Source organism: Kosakonia oryzendophytica (assembly GCF_027886705.1).
Classification (GTDB): Bacteria; Pseudomonadota; Gammaproteobacteria; order Enterobacterales; family Enterobacteriaceae; genus Kosakonia; species Kosakonia oryzendophytica.
Genome location: NZ_CP115659.1, coordinates 1914356 through 1938685 on the forward strand (window position 1 = coordinate 1914356; position 24330 = coordinate 1938685).

Consider the following 24330-nt stretch of genomic DNA (forward strand, 5'->3'; position numbering starts at 1 on the left):
AGTGTGCTACAGATTTCTTTTTAAATCATTATGTTAATGCATTTATTGAATGTCCTGTCCTTGTATTAGTACAATTAGCTTTTATGCGTCTACCAAACATTATCAGGATGTGATGATGGCTAAACTGAACAAGAAACAACTTGCTTTACTCAAGGAAATGCCTGCCGATCAACTCATGCAAATAATTTGTGATATTGCAGAGAATAATGGTCAGGCAAAATCCTTTATTATTAATAAATATCTGTTAACACCAGAAGAATCACTGAAAAAGGCTGAGGCTGAATACAAAAGGGTAATTAAAACAAAACGCTTTTATGATTATTATGAAGCAGCGGTTTTTTTTGAGGGGCTATACAGGAATGTCATATTTCCACTTGAAAAGACGGTATCAACGCTGCCTGAAAAAACCGAGGCGTTTTGCCATGATTTACTGCTCTCATTTGATAAAATCAGCGAAATTGCTGATACATCAGATGGATCATGGATGGACTATTATAATGGTGCTGTCGAAACATGGTTAAAATCCCTGTCCCTACAAAAAGACAAAAGCATTGATGTTATAGCGGATAAAATACTTTCCGTGCTTAAAGGTGATGTATATTTCAACTTTGATATTTTTGATAAGTATAAAAAAGAGCTGGGATACAATGTTATTCGTGCTTTAAGGGAAAGTCTTCTTAAGACAGGTGATGTTAATTATGCTGTTGAGTTAAGTCTGTACATCAGGGATGTTGATTTCATCAGGCAATGCTTTGAGAAAAGAAAACTGAACCAGCCAGAATACATCATTAAGTTTGCTGAGTTGCTGGTTGATGAACTGTGCACTGAGGAAGCCATTCAGGTTCTCAATAAAATCAAAGAAGATAAATCAGTTGATCAGGCAGGGCTTCGTGATAAATGGACTGAGGTGTTGGCTCTGGCGTTGATTGAAGAAGGCGAGATTCAGCAGGCAAAAACAATTTGTATAGACGGATTTAAGAACAGGTGTGATGTTATTTTTTATAATATCTATAATCGGGTAGAGAAAAATAATGACTCACTGGATTTGTTCTCTGGCATAGCAAAGAACAAAGGCTTTCCGTTTGTTATTCTTTTCTTGTCCGGGACAGATAGTTATGGAAAACTTGATTCTGAAGTCATGAATGCGAGTGAAAATGAAATCGCAGAGATGATGTCTTTATTACGCGGTTCTTTTGTTCGTACCTTATCGAGTGAGCTTTACAGGCATGGTTATGCATGTTCTGCAACTCTGCTCCGTAGAGTGCTGGCAGAGGACAGTATCAGTCGTTCTCAGAGTAAATACTACACCTATGCGGCATCTGATATGAAAAAAAGCATTGATTACAGTAAAGATATTACATGGACTGAAAAAATCCCTTCTACAGAAGAGTATTTAAAATCCCTGTTTATTGAGCACAAAAGAAAATACGCACTCTGGGAAATAATGCTGGAAAAAATCGCTGGTTTAGTGATAGAGAAAGATTCAGTATCATATTCAGCATAGAGTGTAATTAAGCATGAAGTTGAAAGGCCGCGAACGGCCTTTCCCTTTATTTATTTGAAGCAAACTCAAACGGCCTGACCATATGATTGCTGTTAGCATCAAGGAAATCGGCCCACCACTGAAGCATCAGACGGCGTTGATCAAGGTGTTTAGCCTTGTGGGTATAAGCTGCCCGGACACTATTGCTTTCCTTATGGCTCATCTGAAGCTCTACAGCGTCTTCTGACCATAGCCCGGACTCAATTAAGGCACTACAGGCCAGAGTGCGGAAACCGTGTCCACAGATGTCCTGCTTCGTGTTATATCCCATATTGCGAAGAGCTTTGTTGATGGTGTTTTCACTCATGGGCTTAAACGAGTCATAACAGCCAGTGAAGATTAATCCATCATCATGGCCTTCTTCATAAGTCAGTTGTCGGATCTCTTTTAGTATCCTCATAGCTTGCTTACAAAGGGGAACGAAGTGCTTACGCTTCATTTTGGCACCACGAGTCGAATGTTTGACGTTTTCAATTGCTTCACGCTGTTCGGGTATCACCCATAACTTACTTTTGAAATCAATTTCAGACCAGCGAGCGAAACGAAGCTCACTGGAACGAATGAAAATCATCAGATTGAGCTGTATTGCCAGTATGGTTAACCTGCGGCCTTTGTATTCGGCAATTTTGTTCAGTAGCTGGGGTATTTCTTCCAGCTCAAGTGCAGGGCGGTGTTCAGTTTGTGGTTTCTGAACTGCATCTTCCATATCATAGGCTGGGTTATGGCGTATCAGCTTTTGCTGGACGGCATGACGCAGGATTGCCGTAATGTATTGTTGAATGCGCATGGCAACTTCAAGATAACCAAGAGCCTCAACTTTTTTCACCGGAACCAGCAGATCACCCGTATCCAGTTCGGCAACATCTTTGTCACCGATTACCGGGAAGACATAAGTTTCAAGGCGCTTCCATACGGCATCACCATAATCATCAGACCATTTTGTTTTCGTGGAGAACCACGCTTTGGCTACTGTTCTGAAGGAGCGTGTATTATCACGTTTGGCTTTAAGCTCTTTAACCTCTGCCTGTTTCTTTGCATTAGGGTCAATACCCTGAGCCAGAAGCCTTCTGGCCTCGTCACGGCGTTGTCTTGCGTCAGAAAGAGAAACTGCAGGGTAAACACCAATAGAGAAGAGTTTTTGTTTCCCTTCGAAGCGGTAAGCCATTTGCCAGTATTTCGAACCTTTAGGGGTAACACGAAGGAACATACCAAAGCCATCAGTAAGCTTGTATTCCTTCTCAAGGGGTTTTGCATTTTTTGCTTTAATATCAGTCAGTGACATGAAAACACCCCCTCATTTGTTGGTAAAAGGGAAATCGAACCAGCATTACCAGCATTTTTACCATCAAAATGATATGGCTTCGAGTGGTTTTTAGTGAACGAGGGTGAACGACTGAGAGGGGATAACCAATTGATAGAAATGCAGAAAGCAGACGTTAGTGAACGTCTGCTTTCTTGAAAATGGCTCCTCTGACTGGACTCGAACCAGTGACATACGGATTAACAGTCCGCCGTTCTACCGACTGAACTACAGAGGAATCGTTGTGGAGGCTTATCTTAGCGGCGAAAAAACATTTGTCAAACCTCATTTTAGCTCAGCGCGTTTGTCTGCTGCTTCCCTCGACAGTTTGCCGCAATAAGCAACGATTTCTCAGGAAATGCTTTGCAGGATCAGGGTTTCTCCCCCATTATTTGAAATGAGGTTTCACCCTTTGTGCTAAGGAAAATTTTGAACGTCGTCACCACCCTGCGCCAGGCTGTCATGCGCACCCCCTGGTACAAAAAGCGTAAGAGTTACCGTGTCCTGCTCTGGCGAGAAATCACCCCCCTTGCCGTACCTATCTTTCTGGAAAACACCTGCGTCCTGATGATGGGCGTGCTCAGTACTTTCCTTGTGAGCTGGTTAGGTAAAGAAGCGATGGCGGGTGTTGGCCTGGCAGACAGCTTCAACATGGTGGTGATGTCTTTTTTTGCGGCTATCGATCTGGGTACCACGGTCGTCGTGGCCTTTAGCCTCGGTAAACTCGACGCGGAAAGGGCGAGGGCGGCCACGCGGCAATCGCTGGTTATCATGACCTTATTTGCCATTGTGCTGGCGGCGGTTATCCACACCTTTGGCACGCAAATTGTTGATTTTATCGCCGGGTCGGCCACGCCGGAGGTGAAAGCACTGGCGCTGACTTACCTGGAACTGACTGTCATTAGCTACCCGGCGGCGGCCATTGCGCTTATCGGCAGCGGCGCGCTGCGGGGGGCGGGCAATACCAAAATCCCGCTGCTGATTAACGGCGGGATGAACATCCTCAATATTCTGATCAGCAGCGTGTTGATTTACGGTCTGTTTGGCTGGAAAGGCATGGGCTTCGCCGGTGCAGGGCTGGGGCTGACGGTCTCCCGTTATATTGGTGCGGTAGCGATTATCTGGGTGCTGATGATTGGGTTTAACCCGGCGCTACGTATCTCGCTCAAAAGTTACTTCGAGAAACTTAACTTCGCCATTATCTGGGAAGTGATGGGCATCGGCATTCCCGCCAGCATCGAGTCTGTGCTGTTTAACGGCGGCAAACTGCTGACGCAAATGTTTGTCGCCGGGATGGGCACCAACGTCATCGCCGGTAACTTTATCGCCTTCTCGGTGGCGGCACTGATCAACCTGCCGGGCAACGCCCTCGGTTCTGCCTCGACCATTATCACCGGCAAACGGCTGGGCAAAGGGCAGATCGCGCAGGCGGAACGGCAACTGCGGCATGTGTTCTGGCTTTCAACGCTTGTTCTGACGGCGATTGCCTGGGGGACGGCACCCTTTGCAGGGCTGTTCGCCTCGTTTTACACACGGGAAGAAGATGTAAAAGAGGTGGTTAAAGTGCTTCTGTGGCTTAACGCTGCATTTATGCCAATCTGGGCGGCCTCCTGGGTGTTGCCTGCCGGGCTGAAAGGCGCACGTGACGCCCGTTTCGCTATGTGGGTGTCGATGCTGGGTATGTGGGGTTGCCGCGTGGTGGCGGGGTACGTGCTGGGGATCATGCTCGGCATGGGCGTCATCGGGGTCTGGCTGGGGATGTTCCTCGACTGGGCGGTGCGCGGCGTGTTGTTTTACTGGCGTATGGTCAGCGGGCGCTGGCTGTGGAAGTATCCGAAGTCGCAGAAAACGCCGGCGCAACGCCCTCTTTCTGCACAGAGTGGAGAATAATTCGGCAAACGCACTGAAATGTGAATTCAGGCTTTGACAAGGGCAGGGGGCACCGCTAATATTCGCCCCGTTCAGACGATTCCTCTGTAGTTCAGTCGGTAGAACGGCGGACTGTTAATCCGTATGTCACTGGTTCGAGTCCAGTCAGAGGAGCCAAATTTAAGAAGCCTGCTTACGAGCAGGCTTTTTGCTTTTCTACTGTACTGCCAATTATCGATCAGCGGCGAACGCTGGCCGGACGTCGGGGCTTCGGCAGTTTATTGACGCTCACCCGCGCCCACTGGCTAAAGAGCGTGTATAAACCGCAGGCGGAGACAAACGTGGCCACTGCCGAAAACGCGGCGAATGAGGCGGGTCCATGCATTAATACAATCCCCAGCGCCACGCTGATAAACCACGCACCCACCCCCACGGGATTGATGGCGACGTGTTCGTGATCGGGCGGCACGTTATGGGCAATTCCTGCCAATGCCACGCCCACCCAGGCCACCACGAAAACACCCTGATAGGCCAGCGCTTGCAACAACCAGGCGAACACATCCGCCAGCATCAGGATATACACCACCCCACCTACCACGCATGCCCAGACAAGCTTGGGCAACTTCAGGTTAAACAAACTGTGGAAAAAGACCTGCATATTGACGGTGGCGAGATAATAGTTGGCGGTATTAATTCGCGTCTGCGTTACCCAAACAAATCCCAACCCGGCTATCCCCAGCAGGTTTAAAATCGCGACAACTACCGCAGTTTCGCTGAGTGCCCCGGCATCGCGAAGGCTGCTGGCGAGGTAAATACCCGCCACGCCATTGAGGAAAAACGTGACCAGATAGAACGGCATGCCGAAGTTGAAACGTGCGTGGTACTTACTGTCTTCTTCGCGACCAAACCGGGCATAATCGAAGGTATACATCATTAATACCCAGACGCCCATGTAATAGGTGAAGCAGTTCCACCAGCCCCACGGAGAAGGATTGGCCGGGCCATACTGGAGCCAGTTTGCCTGGTAGCCGTAGTGCATCACCGAAACGACGATCGTCGCCAGTAACCCCAGTAGATAGAACGGCAGCAGTACGCCGTTAAATTTATCCAGCCAGTGCTGAACGCTGCCGAAAATCAGTGGCACGCTGTAAAGCACCACCAGCGCTGCCGCCGCCCAGTAGACCACGCCCGGAAAGAGATGGTTAATGGCAAAGGCGATAACGGAGCCTTCAAACACGGCGTAATAAATGGCCGTGGAGAAGAAGATCAGCGTCGCCAGTGATGCGCCCATACGCCCGAACAGGCGGCGTGAGAACTGGGCGACAGACAAACCGCTACGGATGGCGAAACGACTGATAACGCTGTTAATCAAACCGTATGAAACAACGGATAATGCCATCCCAATAATGGCGTTAACCGCGCCGTAGGTCAGTGCCAGAGACGCGCCAACCACTATGTAAAACACGGCGCTGCACACCGCCCACCAGGCCATCGTGAGGGAGAGTTTTCCCATGCGCACCGGTTCCGGCAGCGCTGACCGATCAACATTATCCGCAGCGCGGGATTGTGGAGCTGAAGCCATAGCAACCTCCTGAAACACGCAATAACCAAAGAGTGACGCCATGGGGCGATGCCCCTGGCAGGGTTAACGCAACGCGTTCGCTAACTGCGCCAGCCGCTGCTGAGACTGACGGCGGGCAACCAGCGCCTCCTCCAGCGTGACGGGCATAAAGCGAACGTGTTGATTCGGCTGTAGCTGACCAAGAATGGCAAGATCGGGGCTGATAACCGTCCCCAGTGTCATATAACCGCCGCCCGACACCGCATCGCGCAGCAGAACAATCGGTTCCACTCCTCCCGGCACCTGCACCGAGCCAATCGGGTAACAGGCATCGACAATATTGGAAGGATCGGAGCCCGCGCCAAACGGCGGCGTCCGCGGCGTGAACGCCAGGGGTTGTCCGCCCTTCAGGCGGTAGCCTGTCCGGTCGGCTTCGGTGCTCACATGCCAGCTGTCAGCAAAGAATGTGTCTACTGCCGCTGGGGTCAGGCGATGAATATAGAGACCCGGCACCAATCGCAGGGTGACGGATTTCTCCAGTACCGGCAGTAACGCGTCGGGAACGGTGTTACCTTCCCGGCGGGAACGCGCTTCGTTGACCGGGTGAGTGTTTAACACGTCACCCGCCGCCAGCCGACGCCCCTGAAAACCTCCCAGCGCACCCAGCGTATAGGTTGAGCGACTACCCAGGACGCGCGGCACATCAATGCCGCCAGCGATAGCCAGGTAGCCACGGCATCCCTGGCGCGCAGACGCAAAGCGCAAATGTTGCCCGGCGCGGATATACAACGCGGTGTGCGCAGCGGCCGGTTGATTGTCGATAATCGGCGTCATCGACGCGCCGCACACAGCCACCAGCGCGTCGACGGAAAAATGGAGCTCCGGCCCCAGCAGCGTCATCTCCAGCACGGCATCATCCACCGCGTTTCCCACCAACAGATTCGCCATCTGCATCGAGTAGGGATCCAGCGCACCGGAGGGCGGTATCCCGAGGTGGTAATACCCTTCACGCCCTCTATCCTGCACTGTGGTGGCAAGGCCGGGCTTAATCACATTGATGGTCATACAGCCCCCTTTTCAACTGCTGCGGATAACCCTGTGGATCGTCAAGAAAGTCGGCAAGCACAAACGTCACATCGCGAATGCGCGGAGAAAATACGCCGTTTTTCACCTGTTCACGGATGTCGTCATAGGTCTGGCGGTCGATCGCCCGAAACTGAACAATGTCTCCCGCTTTGAAAAACACCATTTCGCTTTGCAGATACGGCAGACGCTGCGCCGGGTCGTAAATGGGCATCGGTGTGATGCCAAACAACTGGTATCCCCCCGCGCCTCGCACGGAGTAGATACAGCCGAAACAGCCGCCATGACCGAGAGACAAACCCGGTGTATCAGTACGTGGGCGCAAGTATTTTGGCACTTGCAACTGTTTTTCCTGCCCGACCATCTGATACATAAACGGCAGCCCGGCAACAAAACCCACCATCGACACGAACCATGGCGTCCCGCTGTGTGCGGCAATGAACGCATCTTTATCCGTATAACCATTGATGTGTGCGGCATAATCGAGGTCGCTTCCTTCCGGCGCCTGGTGACGATCGCGAAAACGCATTAACGTCTCGTGTGTCCATGGGTCGTTGTACAGCACCGGGACTTCAATAATGCGCGTCGCCAGCGTGCTGTCGCCGTCACTGTCGGCCTCCAGCGTCTGTAGTCTGGCAAGCAGGGTGTCGGGCGGGAGTTCATCCGGGTTGAAACGCACCTGGAAAGAGGCGTTAGCAAGGCAAATATCCAGTACGCCGGGAAGCTGGCATGCTTCCAGCGCCCGTGTCAGCGTCAGACCGCGGAAAAACGCGCTTAACGACATGGACTCTTCAATTTCGGCAAAGAGGTGCTCATCTCCGCCAAACGAGTAGCGAATCGGGTTACTGACCATAGCGACGGATCTCCTGTATCTGAGCCGATGAGGCACGGTCGCGTTCCGCAAGCCACTGCTCGAGGGTGGTGGTGGTGAATTCACCCGCCAGCAATTTCGGATGTTGCAGCAGCCATTGATGAAGCGGCGCGGTGGTTTTGATGCCACGAAGTTCAAGGGTATCGAGCGCCTGGCGTGCGCGAGCCAGTGCCTGGGGACGGTCCGCGCCCCAGGCGATCACTTTGGCCAGTAAGGAGTCATACCAGGGCGGAACGCGGTAGCCGCTGAAAACATGGCTGTCGATGCGGATCCCTTCGCCTCCCGGCCACACTACGCCGTCTATTAGCCCCGGGCAGGGAAAGAAATTCTTCTCAGGATCTTCGGCGTTAATGCGCATTTCGCAGGCACTACCGCTCAGACGGACATCCGACTGCGCCAGTGTCAGCGACTCACCGTTGGCAATACGCAGCATCCATTGCACCAGATCGACGCCCGTCACCATTTCAGTCACCGGATGCTCCACCTGGATACGGGTATTCATTTCGATGAACCAGAACTCGCCGCGCGTTTCATCAAACAGATATTCCAGCGTGCCTGCACCGCGGTAGCGTAAGTGCCGTGCCAGTTGCACCGCGCTGTCACAAAGCGCGGCACGCTGGTCAGGACGCAGGGCGGGCGAGGGGGCTTCCTCAAAGATTTTCTGCCGACGGCGCTGCAACGAACATTCGCGATCAAACAGGTGGATCACCTGTTCACCATCACCCAAGATCTGCACTTCGATATGCCGTGCGCGAGCGATAAACCGCTCGAGGTAGACGGCGCTGGAGCCAAACGCGGCTTTCGATTCACTCTGAGCGACAGGGAATTCACGCGCCAGCGCCTCGTCATCCTCGACCACGCGGATCCCGCGCCCACCGCCGCCAGCGGCCGCTTTAATCAGACAGGGATAACCGATTTCTCCGGCACGAATCTGCGCCGCCTGCACCGTTTCCAGCACCCGTGAGCCCGGCACAACAGGTACGCCCGCGTCTGCTGCAGTGCGGCGCGCGGCGGCTTTATCCCCCATCACACGGATGGTTTGCGCATCCGGTCCGACGAAAATATACCCGGCCTGTTCCACCCGCTCGGCAAACTGGGCGTTTTCCGACAAGAAACCATAACCGGGATGAATAGCATTCGCGCCGCTTTGTGCTGCGGCTTCCAGTAGTGCGTTGATATTAAGATAACTGCGTGCAGCTGGCGCCGGGCCAATAATGCACACCTCATCGGCCAGAGTGGCAGCGAGGCTTTCACTGTCAGCCTCGCTACAAGCCGCTACCGTTGGGATCCCCAGTGTTTGCGCAGCACGAATAATACGCACCGCGATTTCTCCACGGTTAGCAACCAGGAGTTTTTTTATTTTCCCCGCCATATCTCCTCCGCTGCGCTTATTCGTTATCGGTTTTTATTATGGCCAGAACCTGTCCGGGTTCGACGCCATCACCATTTTGTATGGTGATGGCGGTTATTGTTCCTCGGGTCTCGGCGAATATTTCGCTGAACTGCTTCATGACTTCAATTAAACCAATTACCGTATCCGGTGTGACTTTATCTCCGGCCTCAACAAAGGGTGGGGCTTCCGGTGATGGCTGCCGATAAAAAACACCTGGCAACGGTGAAATAACCTCAATATCAGACATTGTATTTTTCTCCAGATAAGCGGGTCTTATTTCTGTGCGACCGGCGAACAGACGGTAATGCCATTGTTCACCAGCGCCTTTTTTACCGAACTGATAATTTCCAGTGCGCCAGGTGTATCACTGTGGATACAAATTGAATCGAAACGCACAGGGATGATATTGCCGGTCACGGTTTTCACTTTCCCCTCCAGGCAGGCCATTAACACTTTCTCTGTGATCGCCTGCACGCTGAGGCGACCCGTGCTGCGGGTGAAGACGATAAACCCGTGATCGTCATACTCCCTGTCGGCATAAAACTCAGTAATTACCGGGTGTCCCAGCCGTTGAGCTGCCTGCCAGACCGCCGAGTTCGCCATACAGTAGAGGTAAAGTTCGGCGTCGAGTTGATGCAGGATGGAGACAAAATGCTGTGCTGCCGCTTCATCCCGCGCCAGGTACATATACAATGCGCCGTGGGGTTTTATATGTTGCAACGGCAACGCATATAAACGAGCGAATTCGCGTAATGCCCCCAACTGATAAATAATATCGTTAACCAGTTCTTCTGTTGGGATGGATAAATATCGGCGGCCAAACCCCTGTAAATCATGGAATCCGGGATGGGCGCCAAGCGCGACGCCATTTTTTTTCGCTGCCTCAACGGTTCGGCGCATAATATTGGGGTCGCCAGCATGAAAGCCAGCGGCAATATTGGCGGAACTTATTATCGTCATTAATTCATTGTCAACACCGTCGCCGATTACCCATGGTCCAAAACTTTCTCCTATATCGGAGTTGATATCTACGGTTCGCATCATAATAATTTCTTATTTCCGGTGGGGAGCATTAATTCACTATATGAATATTTATTTGTATCCGGAAAGTAGTATTTTTAGATACGCTGGTATCAGAAAAACAGAACGCATATTTGTGAACATTTACGATGAAATGATCAGAGGGCAAATCAATGCTGACGCTACGCCAGATCCGTTATTTTGTCGCCACAGCTGAAATGGGGCAGATCTCGCTGGCCGCTGTCCATCTCAATATTTCGCAGTCGGCGGTGACGGGCGCTATTCAGGAGTTGGAGCAGCTGCTGGGCAAGAAACTGTTTACCCGTTCGGTGCATGGCATGATGTTGACGGACTACGGAAATCACTTTCTCAATCATGCTTATACCGTTTTGCAGACCGTGGAAAATGCCGTGCGCAGTATGCCGGTCAGCGATACCGGTGTGCGCGGCACGCTGCGTCTGGCGGCAAGTTACACCGTGATTGGCTATTTTTTACCGTTTCACCTTCAGCGGCTGATGCAGGACTACCCGCACATTGATATCCAGCTATTCGAGTATGAGCGTCAGGATATTGAGCAGGGTCTGATAGACCAGACGCTGGATATGGCATTGGTGTTGACCGGTAATTTGCGCCATCAGTCGATTTATGCCGAAACCCTGTTTAACTCAACGCGCCGGTTGTGGCTGCCATCGCGCCACCCGTTATGCGAAAAATCGCAGGTGACGCTGGCGGATGTGGCCGATGAACCCTTTATTATGCTCACCGTTGATGAAGCGGCAGACAGCGCCATGCGCTACTGGGAAGAGGCCGGGGCGAGTCCTGGCGTCATCCTACGCACCAGCTCCGTTGAGGCGGTACGCAGTATGGTCGCCAACGGTTCGGGCGTTACCATCTTATCAGACCTGGTTTATCGGCCGTGGTCGCTGGAGGGGCGGCGCATTGAGACCCGTTCGCTGGTTAATAATGTGCATCCGATGAGCGTCGGTCTGGCGTGGCGCTATGATGCCCGTTTTACCCCAGCGATGGCGGCGCTGCGTGAATATTTCCGCAGTGCATTCGTCACACAGCAGATCACTATGGTGCGGCGTTAACCTCTCTCTGCTCCTGTTTGCAGGCTTCACCGGATAATGTTCTATGCATCCGCTTTCCCTGAGTTAAATTCCCCATTCATGCCCGTCGCCCCGTAAAAGGGTTTTCTCTCGCCGCTTGTCGCTGTAGTCTCAGGTGCGGCTTTTATTTTGCTGCGTACGATGTGAGTAATCTTTTCCCGCAATACATAACTATAAAAATTGAGATTAGGAACGGACAGGACAACTATGGACTCCACGCTCATTACCCCCCGCCCCAACGAGGAGACACCTTCACTTCACCGCGCCCGCCGTGCTGCCTGGGGCAGCTTTGCCGGCGCGGTAGTCGACTGGTACGATTTTCTGCTCTACGGCATTACCGCGGCGCTGGTGTTTAACCGCGAGTTTTTCCCGCAGATCGATCCGGCGATGGGCACGCTCGCCGCCTTCGCCACCTTTGGCGTCGGTTTCTTGTTCCGTCCGCTGGGCGGCATTATCTTCGGCCATTTTGGCGATCGTCTGGGACGCAAACGGATGTTGATGATGACCGTCTGGATGATGGGCATCGCCACCGCCTGTATTGGTATTTTGCCGTCATTTACCACCATCGGTTGGTGGGCTCCCACGCTGCTGGTGATCCTCCGTGCGCTTCAGGGCTTTGCTGTCGGTGGCGAATGGGGCGGTGCGGCGCTGCTGGCGGTGGAAAGTGCGCCCAACGGTAAAAAAGCTTTCTACAGTAGCGGTGTGCAGGTGGGGTATGGCGTTGGCCTGCTGCTTTCCACCGGGCTGGTGTCGTTAATCAGCAGTCTGACCACCGATGCGCAGTTCCTGAGCTGGGGCTGGCGTTTGCCGTTCCTGTTCAGCATTGTGCTGGTGCTGGGTGCGCTGTGGGTGCGCAATGGTATGGAAGAGTCCGCCGAGTTTGAGCACGCGCAGGCACAGCAATCAACGGGTGAGAAAAAACGTCTGCCGGTGTTTGAAGCGCTGGTGCGTCACCCGGCTGCATTTTTAAAAATTATCGCTCTGCGCCTGTGTGAACTGCTGACGATGTATATCGTCACGGCCTTTGCGCTTAACTACTCGACGCAGAACCTCGGGTTACCGCGCGAGTTGTTTCTCAATATTGGCCTGCTGGTTGGCGGAATCAGCTGCCTGACTATTCCGCTGTTCGCGTGGATGGCGGACCGCTACGGCCGGCGACGCGTCTATATTACCGGCGCGTTGCTGGGCGCGTTGAGCGCGTTTCCGTTCTTTATGGCGCTGGAGGCGCGATCGATCCTCGGTGTGGTGATTTTCTCGTTGATGCTGGCCAATATCGCCCACGATATGGTGGTCTGCGTGCAACAGCCGATGTTCACTGAAATGTTCGGTGCGGGTTATCGCTACAGTGGCGCGGGTGTGGGTTACCAGGTCGCCAGCGTGGTGGGCGGTGGGTTTACGCCGTTTATTGCCGCCGCATTGTTAACCTTCTCCGGCGGTGAGTGGCATTCGGTGGCGATTTATCTGATGGTAGGGTGTCTGCTTTCTGCCCTGACGGCGATGTTAATGAAAACACCGCAGCCCAAATAATGCCGGGTGGTTTGCCGATCTGATGGGGGTAGGCCAGCAGACCGGCAGATTCGACCGCCGCGCGTCTACGAATGTGAGTAGCGCCGCGCCGGGCTGCTGCATTCGTTCTCGTTGCTCAGCCGCCGGATAATGTCCTGGCGCAGCAGGAATTTTTTGATCTTGCCGGAGGATGTTCTGGGCAGTTTATCCACGATGACGATGCGTTCCGGGTATTTATACTTCGCCATCCGCTTACGGCTGAAAAACGCCACCACGTCCGCCAGCGGCAGGGGGTGCCCTGGCACTTTCAGCACGACATAAGCGCATGAGCGCTCGCCCAGCCGCTCATCCGGCATGGCGACCACGCAGGCATCTTCAATGGCTGGATGCTGCAACAGCACGTCTTCCACTTCGCGGCTACTGATGTTCTCGCCGCCGCGCACGATGATATCTTTTTTACGCCCGGTAATGCTGATATACCCCGCATCGTCCATGCGGCAGAGATCGCCGCTGTAATACCAGCCTTCTTTATCCAGCGCGCGGGCGGTCAGCTCCGGCTCACCGAGATACCCCATAAACACATTGGGTCCGCGTGACGCCTCTTCTCCTTCCATTCCGCGCGGCAGCGTTTTACGCGACTCATCCACCACTTTAATTTCCACTCCGGCTGCGGCATAACCATCGGTATTCATCATTCGTGAGGGAGTATCGTCAAGATTGACCAGCGCGTGGGGCGAACTTTCCGTCGAACCATAAATACTTAGCAGCGCGATCCCTAATTGCTGGCAACCCTGCGCCACTTTTTTCGGGATAGTGGTTCCACCGCAGAGAAAGAAACGTAGTGACGAGAGATCGGCTGGCTGCTTTTCTATCGCGCACAGAATGTCATAAACGAACGGTGTCGCACCGAGCATGCAGGTGCAACGCTGTTGCTCCAGCATCGTAAGGCAGGCGGACGGCGTAAAGATGTCCAGCAACACGCTGCGTGCGCCAATCAGAAACGGCGCGGTGACACCGTGCAGAAAACCTGTGGCGTGCCCCAGCGGGGCAGGCATCATAAACACATCCTGCCAGGTCAGATTCAGCCGCGCGCAGTATGCCCGCTCGCTGGCGAGAATATTGTTGTGCGTCAGCATCACGCCTTTTGGCATCCCCTCGGTGCCGGAGGTAAACAGCACGGCGGCAAGTGCATCGCCGTGCACCTGGCGTGGTGCGGCGAGCGGGGCGTTATCTTGCAGTAGCTGGTGGAAGCTGAGCGTGGTTGTCGCCGGAGCCAGTTTATCCACACCAACAATGCGCTGTAAGCCGGGTAACTGGTTTTGCAGCGGCAGGATCAGATCCACCGGGCGGCTCTGTTTAAACAGGGTAGGGGCAAAGAAAATTTTCGCCTGGCATTTGTTTAACACCCACACCAGTTCCGCTTCCCGCCACGCAGGCAGCAACGGCACGGAAACCGCGCCGGTTTTCAGGCAGGCCAGATAAATCACGGTAAATTCGCACCAGCCAGGAAGCTGGAATGCCACGCGATCGCCAGGCTGAATACCGTTGTTCAACAACCATGTCGCCAGACAACTTGCGGCGTGATCAAGCGCCGCGTAGGTATAAGACGCGCCGTGGTTATCCACCACGGCGACTTTATCTGGCATGGCGCGTAGGGTCTGGTGCCAGTAATCTCCCAGCGATGCATCGCCCCAAAAACCTTGCCGTCGGTACGCTTCCCGACGTTCAGCATTAAACGTTATCGTGACGCTCATGAACTCTTCTCAGTCAATAAACCGTTAAACGTGCGAACAGGAAGGACATCGTGAGCGGATGTCCTTTCGCGAATTTCAGGCAGTATTGGGGACTCAGCCGTAGCGGAAGTCGACGCCGAACGTACCCACCGGGTAGGTCCATTTGTCGAGAATGGTCTCCCCACACAGCACGCGGCAGGTGCCGCATTCAAGGCAACCGGCGCAGTCAAAATGGATGTTGCCATCCGCATCCTGCTTGTAGAGGTTGGCCGGGCAGGCGTTAAGTAATTTGCGAAACTCAGCCATATCGGGGTTATCAGCCAGAATAATGTGCGGATGGCCCTCATCGACATGGAATTTATTGACGCCCAGTTTGACGTCAACATTAACGCTGTTTTCCTGACTCATAATGCGGTCGCCCCTTTGATGCCATCTTTCAGTAAATTCATTAGTCCGATTTTCTTCATATGGGACATCATCATTTTGCGCATCGGCTGGTTCGGCCGGCCATCAACGGTAAACATATCGTTCATGATGTCTGCCACCATGTGTGGATACTGGGTAAACAGACGCGGGTTTTCCATGAGTGCCGGGAGCTTACGGAAGTGCTGCATATCACGCATCACCACGCTCTGCTCCAGCGCGCGTTTATAGTCCGACAATGCGTGCGCAGAGAAATCCTGCTGACGTTTTGCCGCGATGGCGGTGTTGGCCGCCGCCTCGGCTGAGGCAATGGCCAGGTCCATGCCGCGCACGGTAAAACCCAGATTGAGACAGAAACCGGCGGCGTCACCCACGATCATCACGCCGTCACTCACCAGTTGCGGCACCATTGCCAGACCGCCTTCCGGTACCATATGTGCGGAGTACTCCAGTAATTTACCGCCCTGAATCAGCGGGCGAATGGCGGGGTGCTGTTTAAAATCTTCCAGCATCTGCGGCACGCTTTTCCTTGCCTGGCCGATATCGCCGAGCCCGCACACCAGACCAATAGAGACCGAATCACGGTTGGTATACAGGAATCCGCCGCCCATCAGGCCATCCGATGGCGAACCGGCAAACAGCCACGCTGCGCCCTCATTCCCCTCGAGGTTAAACCGATCGTTAATGTGCGCTGTGGGCAAGCCGATCAACTCCTTCACCCCCACGGCATAGTGGTGTGGCGAGGGGGCGGGTACCATGCCTAGCGAACGGCCCAACAGAGAGTTAACGCCGTCCGCCAGGATAACCACATTGGCCTCAAGAATGTCATCGCCCGCCTGCACACCGGTGACCCGGTTGCCTTCGCGGATCAACGCGTCCACCCGTACGCCCGGAATAAACTGCGCGCCTGCCTGTTCCGCCTGCTCCATCAACCATGGATCAAGCCGGTTGCGCAGCACCGAGTAAGAGGCCTGCGCGGGGAGGGCGGGTTTTTCCCGTTGAAAGTCGAGGGTGACGGCGTTTTCTTCGGTCAAAAAGGAGATTTTCTCGCGGGTCACCGTTCGCTCAATCGGCGCGTTCTGCGCGAAGCCAGGCATGATGCGCTCAATACTGTGTGCGTAAAGCCTGCCTCCGGTCATGTTCTTACTGCCTGCGCTGTTACCGCGCTCGATAACCAGCACATCCAGCCCGGCTTTAGCCATCACATAGGCGGCCACCGTTCCCGCCACGCCCGCGCCAACCACGATGGCATCAAATCTTTCATCCGACATGCGTTATGCTCCCTTCCCGCTGTCCGCGCAGCGGGATATCTGCGTAAGAACAAGGGTCAGTGGCTCAGCGCGTCGATCAGGGCCGGCACGACTTTGTAGATATCGCCCACCAGGCCGTAATCGGCATAATTGAAGATCGGCGCATTTTTGTCTTTGTTGATGGCGACGATCACCTTCGCGCCATTGCCGCCGACCATATGCTGAATCTGACCGGAAATGCCCAGCGTCAGGTAGAGATCGGACTTCAGCAACACGCCGGAGACGCCGACATAGCGCTCGCGCTCCATCCAGTTTTCGCCTTCAGCAATCGGCCGGGAACATCCCACTTCTGCGCCCAGCACGCTGGCCAGTTCACGTACCATAGCGAGGTCGTCTTGTGCCGCCAGACCACGGCCCACGCCAACCACACGTTTCGCTTTGCTCAAATCCACACTGCTCAACGTCTTCGCCCGGCGCTGCTGGCAACGGATCTCATGGCGCGGCGCAATATACTCCGCCGTGATGACGGGGCAGGTATGGGAGGGATCGGTGGCAACGGGCTCCATTACCCCTGGCGCAAGGGTAATAATGGTCAGTGCGCTGTTCAGCTTTTCTTTACCAAAGGCCAGACCGCCATACATGCGGTGTTGCGCACAGACGCCACTGGCGTCAATGCTAACCGCCGTGGCATCGTTCACCAGGGTGGCGTTGAGCAGCACGCTGAGTCTTGCCCCCAAGGCTTTGCAGCGTTTTGTCGTGGCCATCAGTAGCAGCGCGGGTTGACCGGCGCTCTGTTGCTCAATCAGAGCGGCAAGGGTTTCAGCAAAGTTTTCAATGCGTTGCAGGTCGGAATGCGGCTCAAGCACCGTCACGCTATCTGCGCCCAGTGCCTGGAGGCGGCTCGCCTGTTCAGCACCGTACACAATGGCATGCACCTGTTGGCCCCATTGACGTGCACCGGTCATTAATTCTGCGTAGCGTTCAGCATTGTCGCTCAGTACCCAGACACGGGTTAATTGACTCATGATGTTCTTCTCCGTTGGGCTCAATTCAGGGCTTTTTTCACGTGTTCGGCCAGGGCAGCGATTGCTTCCGGCGAATCATTGTCGAGGATGATGTGTTTGCGCGTGGTGGCTGGCGGTACGATGATCTCCATCAGTTCCGCCTGCGGCGAGGTCGGGTTCCAGCCAATATCGCTGGGTTGCCACTGATTGACCGGTTTTTTGCCTGCGCCAAGAATGGCTTTCATGGAGGGAATGCGCGGGACATTAATGTCCGACGTGACGCAGAGCACGGCGGGCGGCGTCAGTTCGATCACTTCCACGTCTTCTTCAAGCGTGCGCTCAACGGTGAGTGTTGCGCCATCGCGCCGGATGCTGCTGACCGCGTTAATCACCGGCAGTTGCAGAAGCTCACCAACCAGCAACCCCACTTGTTGGGCATAGAGGTCACCGGAACCTTCGCCAAACAGCATCACATCGAAGCCTATTTTTTCTGCCGCTGCGGCCAGCGCCTGGGCGGTTTCTTTCGGCAGGGCATGCTCCAGTTGCGCATCCTGCACCATAAACAGGCTGTTTGGACCGCGGGAAAGGACATCTTTACGTACTTTCGAGTTTTGCAGCAGCGAGCCGCCGACGGTCAGTGCGGTAACCTCATCGCCTTCACTGGCGAGTTGTGTGGCCGCTTCGATGGCATTGAGATCGAACTGGCTGATCTTCGCCTCTGCATTATCAAAGCTGAGCGTATGGTCGGGCATAACCATAATGTCCTGTTCCTCAGGCACCAGTTTAAAGCAGGTTATTATTTTCATGGCATCTCCTGTAAGTCGCGGGCGAATATTGGCGGTGACGCCAACATCGACGAAAGGTCAAACGTGACTGGAAATAGTGTGCGATAGCGGGATCGGGTTTTCGACGGGGCAAGCTGTTTTCGTTGCTAACAATCTTGCAAAAAAAGTGAGATCGATTAAGCAAAATAAAAGTCAGTGAAAATAAATTGCGTGCGTAAACATATTATCTTGCATGCCCGGTAAATAATCTTGTTCTGCACCTGTAAAGTCCAGTTGAATAACCGCAGCGCTCGCTCTATTTTATCCTTATTATTTTGTTTGGGCTTATTCTCAAAATGTGAGGTTGTCATGTATCAGCGATGCTTTGATAATGCCATGGAACCCCTTTTCGCGCAGGGGGAAACACCCCGATTTTCACGCTTTGTCATCAGCGATGATCCGGCCTGGGAATCCGGGCATCATGTTCACGATAATGAAACCGAGCTTATTTACGTGAAAAACGGTGTGGCGCGATTAATCATCGACTCCTCACTGTATGTCGCACATGCGGATGATATTGTGGTGATTGAACGTGGGCGGTTGCACGCAGTGGCATCGGATGCCACTGCGCCTGCCACCACCTATACCTGCGCCCTGCATAGCTTCCGTTTTCGTGACCGGGAGGAGCACCAGTTGTTGCAGCCGCATTCATGTCCGGTCGTTTCCGCCGGTCAGGGGAAAGCGGTGATTAAAAGCATATTTAATGAATTGAGTGTAATGTTACCTCAAAGTAAAAATACCTTAACGTCCTCCGTCTATGATGCCTTTGCCTATGCATTGACGGTGTTGTATTACGAGAATTTTAAAAATGCCTACCGTTCGGAACAGGGCTATATTAAAAAAGATGCATTAATTAAAGATGTTCTGGTCTATTTGAATAACAATTACCGCAAAAAAATAACGCTCGAACAGTTGTCAAAACAATTTCGCGCCAGTGTCAGTTATATCTGTCACGAATTTACTAAAGAGTACCGTATTTCCCCCATCAACTATGTGATCCAGCGGCGGATGACCGAAGCCAAATTTGCGCTGACCAATACCGATAATTCGCTGGCGGAAATCTCCTGGCGTGTGGGGTATGAAAATGTGGATCACTTCGCCAAGCTTTTTCTGCGTCATGGCGGCTGCTCGCCAAGCGATTACCGGCGGCAATTTAAAAATAATGTGAGTGAGCAAGAGCACCTGCCCAGCTTTTATCCGCAGGAGAATGTCCTGTTTTAGGTGGTTACCTCAGTTCCCGGTTTACCGGGAACTGAGGGATTATCCGCTTAGTCCTGATAGTCTTTCAGGATCTGCCGGCCCGCCACATAAATCATGATCTCATCCGTGCCGCCGCCGATACGTTCACACCGCACATCGCGCCAGAACCGGGAAACGCGCGCTTCGTCGGTGTAACCCAGCCCGCCCATGATCTGAATGGCGTCATCGATCACTTCCATTGCCGTTCGTGCGCAGTAGAGTTTCGCCAGCGCTGCGCTGGTACGCAGAGACTGTTGCTGATCTGCCTGCCAGGCCACTTTCAGCACCATATTGCGCATGTTCTCGACTTTGATGGCCATCAGCGCCAGTTTTTCCTGGATCATCTGGTTATGACCAATTGGTTTGCCAAAGGCAATACGCTGATTGGCATAGCGAGCGGCATCTTCAAACGCGCATTCAGCAAAGCCGGTGCTACGCGCGGCATTGATCAGACGTTCCATCTCAAAGTTATACATCACATTGAGAAAGCCCATCCCCTCTTCACCAACCATGTCGCTCTCTTCAACTTCCACATTGTCGAGGTAGACTTCGCAGGTACTCAGCATATGCCAGCCGATTTTATGCAGCGGGTTAACTTTGATACCCGGTTTTTTGGCATCCACCCACCACAGCGTAAAGGCTCTTTTCGGATCTTTCGGTTGCGGATCGCGTGCCAGCACCAGCATGTAAGGGTACTCTTTCGCACCGGTAATAAAGGTTTTTTGCCCGTTCAGGTACACCTTGCCATTTTTGCGCGTGTAGCTCGTGGTGGCGCTGTTGTTATCCGAACCCGCACCTGGCTCCGTTAAGGCCAGTGCATAGGCCGGGTCACCGGTTTCCATGGTGCTTTCGGCAGTTTTACGCAGTTGCTCGGCAGATCCGAAACGGCGCATGCTGTGGATACACTGCCCATTGGTGATAAGAAACGCCGGTGCGCCGCATTTTGATACTTCCATTAGCGCCAGCATCTGCGTGACATAATCTGCCGGAATGCCGCCGAACTCTTCCGGTACTCCAAGCATGGAAATGCCATTATCGGCCAGCGCGCGCATAAATTCTCGCGGGTAGGTTGCCGTCTGATCGCAGGTGCGGAAATACTCTTCCGGGAAGTGACTGGTGATCAGTTCGCGGATGCTGGCAAGCAGCAATTCCTGCTCTTCGGTTAAAGAAAAATCCATTATTGTACTCCTGTTAATGGGCCGCTTCGGGTAAGACGAACCCCATGGTGGCGTCGATAAATAAGCGTTCATCCATCTGTTTCAGATGAGGGGAAATAACCGGGGTGAATTCCATGTTGTCCAGAATGTCTTTTTGCAGGTCGATGCCTGGCGCAATTTCGATTAAATGGAGACCGTCTTCTCTCAGCGTAAACACCGCGCGTTCGGTGATATAACGGACATCCAGCCCGCGTTCGAGGGCAATTTTTCCGCTAAAGGTAATTTCTGGCAGCGTGGAAATGAATTTTTTCACCCGACCTTCCTGCACAATGCGCAACTGGCCGTCGGTAATATCCGTTTTCAGACCGGCGGCGGTCAGCGTGCCGCAGAACACAATTTTTCTTGAGGTGGCGCTAATATCAATAAAGCCGCCGGTGCCCATAATTTTGCCATTGAATTTATGCACGCCGACGTTACCGTGCTGATCCACTTCGGCAAAGCTCAGGTAACAGACATCCAGACCACCGCCGTGGTAGAAATCGAATTGCGAGGTCATATCCAGAATGGCGCGGGTATTCACGTTGGCGCCAAAGGCCACCCCTTGTGAGGTGATGCCGCCAACTGGCCCGGTTTCCACCGTCAGGACAAAGTCGTCTGCGCAGCCTTCTTCCCGTGCCACCAGCCCGATGCCATCGGCAATACCGACACCGACGTTACCCACCGCACCTTTGCGCATCTCAAACAGCGCACGGCGCGCCACCAGCTTGCGCTGATTGAGGGGCAGGGTGAGTTGGGTGCTGTCATCGAGCGTAAAATCGCCAGAGATAAAGCGGTTCACCGGCGCTCCGCCGTACAGCTGCGTCTGGTTTGGGTCAATGACCACAATATCCACCAGGTAGCCGGGGATACGCACTGATTTGGGATGCAGGGTGGCTTTTTTCACCATTTTCTGCACCTGCATCATCACGATGCCGCCGTTGTTATGCACAGCCTGGGCCAGCACCAGCGCATCCAGATACATCACTTCATCTTCAAACGAAGCGTAACCTTCGCTGTCGCAGGTGGTCGCGCGGATAAAGGCAATATCAGGCGCAATCGCTTTGTAGTAGAGGTACTCCTTGTTATCGATCTCCACCAGCTTGATCAGTTCCTCTTTGGTGACCTCATTCAGCTTGCCGCCCTGCTGGCGGGGGTCAACGAACGTCCCGATACCGATATCACTGAGAATGCCGGGCTGATGGGCGGCGGCGGCGCGCAATGTCTGCGTCAATATGCCCTGTGGGTAGTTATAGGCAGCAATTTTTCCTTGCTCAGCCAGATCGGAGATGCGCGGTGATTGCCCCCAGTGCCCGCATAACGCCCATTTCACCAGACCTTCCTGCGCCAGCGGGCTGATGCCACGATCGGCGCGATCGCCCAGACCGGTCGGGCTGATGAGGGAAAGATTCCGCGGTGTTTGCGTCTGTTTATATTTCTCCGCTAAAGCGGTAATTAATGTGGTGGCTTCAAGAATGCCGCCACCTGCTCCTAAAACACAAAGTGTGGCTTCGTCCGGAATATAATTCACCGCGTCCTGCGCAGACAGCACAGTGACACGCCCATTAATGCGTGTGGGTCTTTCAGGTTTCATCATCGCTCCTCGAAATAACCGGGCGGGTAGCCGCATTATTCGCTGTGCAGCGAAATAAAGGCGTACGAAGCCGCGGAATATTTATTGAAAATATTCACGTCCGGTCATTTGTTTTAATTAAGGGCGGGCATGTTTATTCCCGCCTGAATTGGGTTTATTAAGCCTGATGCAATACCGTTAATACTGTTCGCAGGTCGCTAACGGATATTTGGCCCGGTGCGGAGGCTTTTTTAACCGCGCCAAAGGTAGCCGCAGACCCGAACACCTCACCCGCCAGACGTGAAATTACGCCGGTTTTAGACATCGACATGGTGATGATAGGGCGGTCAGCATAGCGCTCATGCATCTCCAGCGTCGCGGTGAGCAGCGTCAGGACATCGGTTTTGTTTTGCGGCATCAGTGCGATTTTGGGGATATCTGCGCCAAGCTGCTGCATTTTCCGCAGGCGCTGAACGATCTCCTCCGCCGGCGGTGTTTTATGGAAGTCATGATTGGACATAATGACTTTCACATTTTTCGCGTGTGCATGTTCCACGGTGGTTTTGACCAGTTCGTCACCGGTAAACAGCTCCAGATCGATCATATCCACCAGGCCGCTATCGACTGCCGCACGGTTCAGCGCAATGTACTGCTCAGCCGATAACGCCTGCTCGCCGCCTTCTTTGGCGCTGCGGAAGGTAAACAGCAGCGGTTTATCCGTGATGATCGTACGGATGACGGATGCTGCTTCCAGCACGGCCTCAACTGAGGCTACATTGGCGAAATGGTCGACGCGCCATTCGAGGATATCGAAATCCGCGTCGCGATAGCTCTGCGCTTCAGATTTCACACTGGCGATATCTTTTCCCATTAACGACACAATAATTCTGGGTGCCCCTTCGCCAATCACGAGGTTTTTTACGGTTACGGTTTTCATTGAGTACCTTTTATTCACCAGCCTGTCAGGCTTCGAAGCCCATGACCTGTTTCACGTATTCCAGAGGGAACTCTTTGCCGGTCCACAGCTTGAACTGTTCAGCCCCTTGCCATAACAACATGCCGTAACCGTCAATTGTTTTGCAACCGGCTTGTTGCGCCTGCTGCAATAACTTCGTGATATGCGGGTTATAAACGCATTCGGTGACCAACAATCCCGGGCGCAGCAGGCTGACATCGCTGATGAGTGACGCATTTTCCATCGGTTTCATGCCGACCTTGGTACCGTTGGTGAGAATATCCGCTGTGGCGAGGGCTGCCGCAAAGGCGTTCTGATCTTCAAGGTCTGTCACGGTGACCACGCAATCGGTGTTTTCGTTAACCCGTTTGGCGAAGGCGACGGCTTTTTCAAAGAAGTCGTCCCGGCGGTTAAACAGTTTAATCTCTTTAATTCCTTCAATAGCCGCCTGCGCGCCAATCGCAGTGGACGCGCCCCCGGCACCCAGCAGCACCATGGTTTTGCCTTTGATATCGAAACCGCTCTCTTTGATGGCGCGAATATGTCCTGTGCCATCGGTATTGTAGCCGCGCAGGTAACCATCATCGTTAACAATGGTATTAATGGCACCGACCAGTTTTGCCGCCGGGGTTAATTCATCAACATAGTCGCATGCCAGCTGTTTATTGGGCATGGAAACCCCGGTACCACGCATTTTTAAGGCTTTTAACCCGGCAATGGCGTTTGCAAAGGTCGTGTTATCGACTTCAAATGCCATATAGGTATAAGGCAGTCCGGCTTTTTCCAGCGCTTTATTTTGCATTTCCGGAGACAGGCTGTGTCTGATGGGGTAGGCCATCAGCCCAATCAGTTCATATTTAGCAGTAACATCCATAATAGAC

Annotated in this window: 22 protein-coding genes and 2 tRNA genes; 7 read left to right on the forward strand and 17 right to left on the reverse strand. The window is 53.3% G+C overall.

Annotated elements, in window-relative coordinates; all coding sequences use genetic code 11:
* Positions 1-115 precede the first annotated feature (115 nt).
* The gene (locus tag O9K67_RS09265) at positions 116-1504 is read left to right on the forward strand and encodes a hypothetical protein (protein ID WP_032186492.1); all 1389 of its coding nucleotides are present in this window, start codon (positions 116-118) and stop codon (positions 1502-1504) included.
* A 46-nt stretch (positions 1505-1550) separates the two neighbouring features.
* Here the strand turns inward: O9K67_RS09265 and O9K67_RS09270 are convergent, their stop codons facing one another.
* Together O9K67_RS09270 and O9K67_RS09275 are read right to left on the reverse strand one after the other, a co-directional pair.
* Entirely contained in the window at positions 1551-2825 is a 1275-nt protein-coding gene (locus tag O9K67_RS09270; protein WP_061494233.1) for a tyrosine-type recombinase/integrase, read from the reverse strand.
* Between the two features lie 180 nt (positions 2826-3005).
* A tRNA-Asn gene (locus O9K67_RS09275) sits at positions 3006-3081 on the reverse strand.
* 6 nt (positions 3082-3087) lie between these two features.
* Here O9K67_RS09275 and O9K67_RS24740 point away from each other — a divergent pair.
* From O9K67_RS24740 to O9K67_RS09285, 3 genes are all read left to right on the forward strand, one after another.
* Positions 3088-3183 (forward strand): DUF5951 family protein, encoded by a 96-nt coding sequence (locus O9K67_RS24740; RefSeq protein ID WP_369407387.1) that lies wholly within the window; start codon positions 3088-3090, stop codon positions 3181-3183.
* Between the two features lie 74 nt (positions 3184-3257).
* Complete coding sequence (locus O9K67_RS09280; protein ID WP_148654700.1) at positions 3258-4733, forward strand: EmmdR/YeeO family multidrug/toxin efflux MATE transporter; 1476 nt, start codon at positions 3258-3260, stop codon at positions 4731-4733.
* 80 nt (positions 4734-4813) lie between these two features.
* Positions 4814-4889 (forward strand) — tRNA-Asn (locus O9K67_RS09285).
* Positions 4890-4950: 61 nt separating this feature from the next.
* On the opposite strand, the gene O9K67_RS09290 is transcribed toward O9K67_RS09285, so the two are convergent.
* The 6 genes from O9K67_RS09290 to O9K67_RS09315 all read right to left on the reverse strand — a co-directional run bounded on the left by O9K67_RS09290 (position 4951) and on the right by O9K67_RS09315 (position 10664).
* Positions 4951-6294, reverse strand: a complete 1344-nt coding sequence (locus O9K67_RS09290; RefSeq protein ID WP_061494235.1) for a purine-cytosine permease family protein — start codon at positions 6292-6294, stop codon at positions 4951-4953.
* Between the two features lie 63 nt (positions 6295-6357).
* Positions 6358-7338, reverse strand: a complete 981-nt coding sequence (locus O9K67_RS09295) for a 5-oxoprolinase subunit C family protein (protein ID WP_061494236.1) — start codon at positions 7336-7338, stop codon at positions 6358-6360.
* Complete coding sequence (locus O9K67_RS09300; protein WP_061494237.1) at positions 7319-8209, reverse strand: 5-oxoprolinase subunit B family protein; 891 nt, start codon at positions 8207-8209, stop codon at positions 7319-7321. Before O9K67_RS09300 ends, O9K67_RS09295 begins: the two co-directional genes overlap by 20 nt.
* The gene (locus O9K67_RS09305; protein ID WP_061494238.1) at positions 8199-9599 is read right to left on the reverse strand and encodes an acetyl-CoA carboxylase biotin carboxylase subunit; all 1401 of its coding nucleotides are present in this window, start codon (positions 9597-9599) and stop codon (positions 8199-8201) included. Before O9K67_RS09305 ends, O9K67_RS09300 begins: the two co-directional genes overlap by 11 nt.
* A 16-nt stretch (positions 9600-9615) precedes the next feature.
* Complete coding sequence (locus O9K67_RS09310) at positions 9616-9867, reverse strand: acetyl-CoA carboxylase (RefSeq protein WP_061494239.1); 252 nt, start codon at positions 9865-9867, stop codon at positions 9616-9618.
* Between the two features lie 26 nt (positions 9868-9893).
* Complete coding sequence (locus tag O9K67_RS09315) at positions 9894-10664, reverse strand: 5-oxoprolinase subunit PxpA (protein WP_271044651.1); 771 nt, start codon at positions 10662-10664, stop codon at positions 9894-9896.
* Positions 10665-10813: 149 nt separating this feature from the next.
* Here O9K67_RS09315 and O9K67_RS09320 point away from each other — a divergent pair, with 149 nt between their 5' ends.
* Positions 10814-11731, forward strand: coding sequence for a LysR family transcriptional regulator (locus O9K67_RS09320; RefSeq protein WP_061494240.1), 918 nt, complete (start codon positions 10814-10816; stop codon positions 11729-11731).
* Positions 11732-11956: 225 nt separating this feature from the next.
* Positions 11957-13276, forward strand: coding sequence for a shikimate transporter (shiA, locus tag O9K67_RS09325; protein ID WP_061494241.1), 1320 nt, complete (start codon positions 11957-11959; stop codon positions 13274-13276).
* A gap of 65 nt (positions 13277-13341) precedes the next feature.
* Here the strand turns inward: shiA and fadK are convergent, their stop codons facing one another.
* From fadK to O9K67_RS09350, 5 genes are all read right to left on the reverse strand, one after another.
* Positions 13342-15009, reverse strand: a complete 1668-nt coding sequence (gene fadK, locus O9K67_RS09330; protein WP_061494242.1) for a medium-chain fatty-acid--CoA ligase — start codon at positions 15007-15009, stop codon at positions 13342-13344.
* Positions 15010-15102: 93 nt separating this feature from the next.
* A complete protein-coding gene (locus O9K67_RS09335; RefSeq protein ID WP_061494243.1) occupies positions 15103-15396 on the reverse strand; it encodes a ferredoxin family protein in 294 nt (97 codons plus the stop codon).
* Entirely contained in the window at positions 15393-16682 is a 1290-nt protein-coding gene (locus O9K67_RS09340; protein ID WP_061494244.1) for an FAD-dependent oxidoreductase, read from the reverse strand. Before O9K67_RS09340 ends, O9K67_RS09335 begins: the two co-directional genes overlap by 4 nt.
* Before the next feature lie 56 nt (positions 16683-16738).
* Positions 16739-17686, reverse strand: coding sequence for an electron transfer flavoprotein subunit alpha (locus O9K67_RS09345; RefSeq protein WP_061494245.1), 948 nt, complete (start codon positions 17684-17686; stop codon positions 16739-16741).
* Positions 17687-17706: 20 nt separating this feature from the next.
* Positions 17707-18471, reverse strand: a complete 765-nt coding sequence (locus O9K67_RS09350) for an electron transfer flavoprotein (RefSeq protein WP_061494246.1) — start codon at positions 18469-18471, stop codon at positions 17707-17709.
* A 327-nt stretch (positions 18472-18798) separates the two neighbouring features.
* Between O9K67_RS09350 and O9K67_RS09355 the strand changes: the two genes are divergently transcribed.
* Positions 18799-19710 (forward strand): AraC family transcriptional regulator, encoded by a 912-nt coding sequence (locus O9K67_RS09355; RefSeq protein WP_061494247.1) that lies wholly within the window; start codon positions 18799-18801, stop codon positions 19708-19710.
* 47 nt (positions 19711-19757) lie between these two features.
* Here the strand turns inward: O9K67_RS09355 and O9K67_RS09360 are convergent, their stop codons facing one another.
* The 4 genes from O9K67_RS09360 to ydiB form a co-directional block, all read right to left on the reverse strand.
* A complete protein-coding gene (locus O9K67_RS09360) occupies positions 19758-20906 on the reverse strand; it encodes an acyl-CoA dehydrogenase (protein ID WP_061494248.1) in 1149 nt (382 codons plus the stop codon).
* Between the two features lie 13 nt (positions 20907-20919).
* Positions 20920-22515, reverse strand: a complete 1596-nt coding sequence (locus O9K67_RS09365; protein WP_061494249.1) for an acyl CoA:acetate/3-ketoacid CoA transferase — start codon at positions 22513-22515, stop codon at positions 20920-20922.
* Between the two features lie 157 nt (positions 22516-22672).
* Positions 22673-23431 (reverse strand): type I 3-dehydroquinate dehydratase, encoded by a 759-nt coding sequence (gene aroD, locus O9K67_RS09370; RefSeq protein ID WP_061494250.1) that lies wholly within the window; start codon positions 23429-23431, stop codon positions 22673-22675.
* A 25-nt stretch (positions 23432-23456) separates the two neighbouring features.
* The gene (gene ydiB, locus O9K67_RS09375; RefSeq protein ID WP_061494251.1) at positions 23457-24323 is read right to left on the reverse strand and encodes a quinate/shikimate dehydrogenase; all 867 of its coding nucleotides are present in this window, start codon (positions 24321-24323) and stop codon (positions 23457-23459) included.
* Positions 24324-24330 lie beyond the last annotated feature (7 nt).

Coding starts and splice junctions, on each gene's coding strand:
- O9K67_RS09340 (WP_061494244.1), bottom strand. CDS start 16,682: ATGTCGGATGAAAGATTTGATGCCATCGTGGTTGGCGCGGGCGTGGCG.
- O9K67_RS09350 (WP_061494246.1), bottom strand. CDS start 18,471: ATGAAAATAATAACCTGCTTTAAACTGGTGCCTGAGGAACAGGACATT.
- O9K67_RS09295 (WP_061494236.1), bottom strand. CDS start 7,338: ATGACCATCAATGTGATTAAGCCCGGCCTTGCCACCACAGTGCAGGAT.
- O9K67_RS09345 (WP_061494245.1), bottom strand. CDS start 17,686: ATGAGTCAATTAACCCGTGTCTGGGTACTGAGCGACAATGCTGAACGC.
- O9K67_RS09335 (WP_061494243.1), bottom strand. CDS start 15,396: ATGAGTCAGGAAAACAGCGTTAATGTTGACGTCAAACTGGGCGTCAAT.
- O9K67_RS09360 (WP_061494248.1), bottom strand. CDS start 20,906: ATGGATTTTTCTTTAACCGAAGAGCAGGAATTGCTGCTTGCCAGCATC.
- shiA (WP_061494241.1), top strand. CDS start 11,957: ATGGACTCCACGCTCATTACCCCCCGCCCCAACGAGGAGACACCTTCA.
- ydiB (WP_061494251.1), bottom strand. CDS start 24,323: ATGGATGTTACTGCTAAATATGAACTGATTGGGCTGATGGCCTACCCC.
- O9K67_RS09355 (WP_061494247.1), top strand. CDS start 18,799: ATGTATCAGCGATGCTTTGATAATGCCATGGAACCCCTTTTCGCGCAG.
- O9K67_RS09305 (WP_061494238.1), bottom strand. CDS start 9,599: ATGGCGGGGAAAATAAAAAAACTCCTGGTTGCTAACCGTGGAGAAATC.
- O9K67_RS09290 (WP_061494235.1), bottom strand. CDS start 6,294: ATGGCTTCAGCTCCACAATCCCGCGCTGCGGATAATGTTGATCGGTCA.
- O9K67_RS09365 (WP_061494249.1), bottom strand. CDS start 22,515: ATGAAACCTGAAAGACCCACACGCATTAATGGGCGTGTCACTGTGCTG.
- O9K67_RS09315 (WP_271044651.1), bottom strand. CDS start 10,664: ATGATGCGAACCGTAGATATCAACTCCGATATAGGAGAAAGTTTTGGA.
- fadK (WP_061494242.1), bottom strand. CDS start 15,009: ATGAGCGTCACGATAACGTTTAATGCTGAACGTCGGGAAGCGTACCGA.
- O9K67_RS09300 (WP_061494237.1), bottom strand. CDS start 8,209: ATGGTCAGTAACCCGATTCGCTACTCGTTTGGCGGAGATGAGCACCTC.
- O9K67_RS09270 (WP_061494233.1), bottom strand. CDS start 2,825: ATGTCACTGACTGATATTAAAGCAAAAAATGCAAAACCCCTTGAGAAG.
- O9K67_RS09265 (WP_032186492.1), top strand. CDS start 116: ATGGCTAAACTGAACAAGAAACAACTTGCTTTACTCAAGGAAATGCCT.
- O9K67_RS09310 (WP_061494239.1), bottom strand. CDS start 9,867: ATGTCTGATATTGAGGTTATTTCACCGTTGCCAGGTGTTTTTTATCGG.
- O9K67_RS09320 (WP_061494240.1), top strand. CDS start 10,814: ATGCTGACGCTACGCCAGATCCGTTATTTTGTCGCCACAGCTGAAATG.
- aroD (WP_061494250.1), bottom strand. CDS start 23,431: ATGAAAACCGTAACCGTAAAAAACCTCGTGATTGGCGAAGGGGCACCC.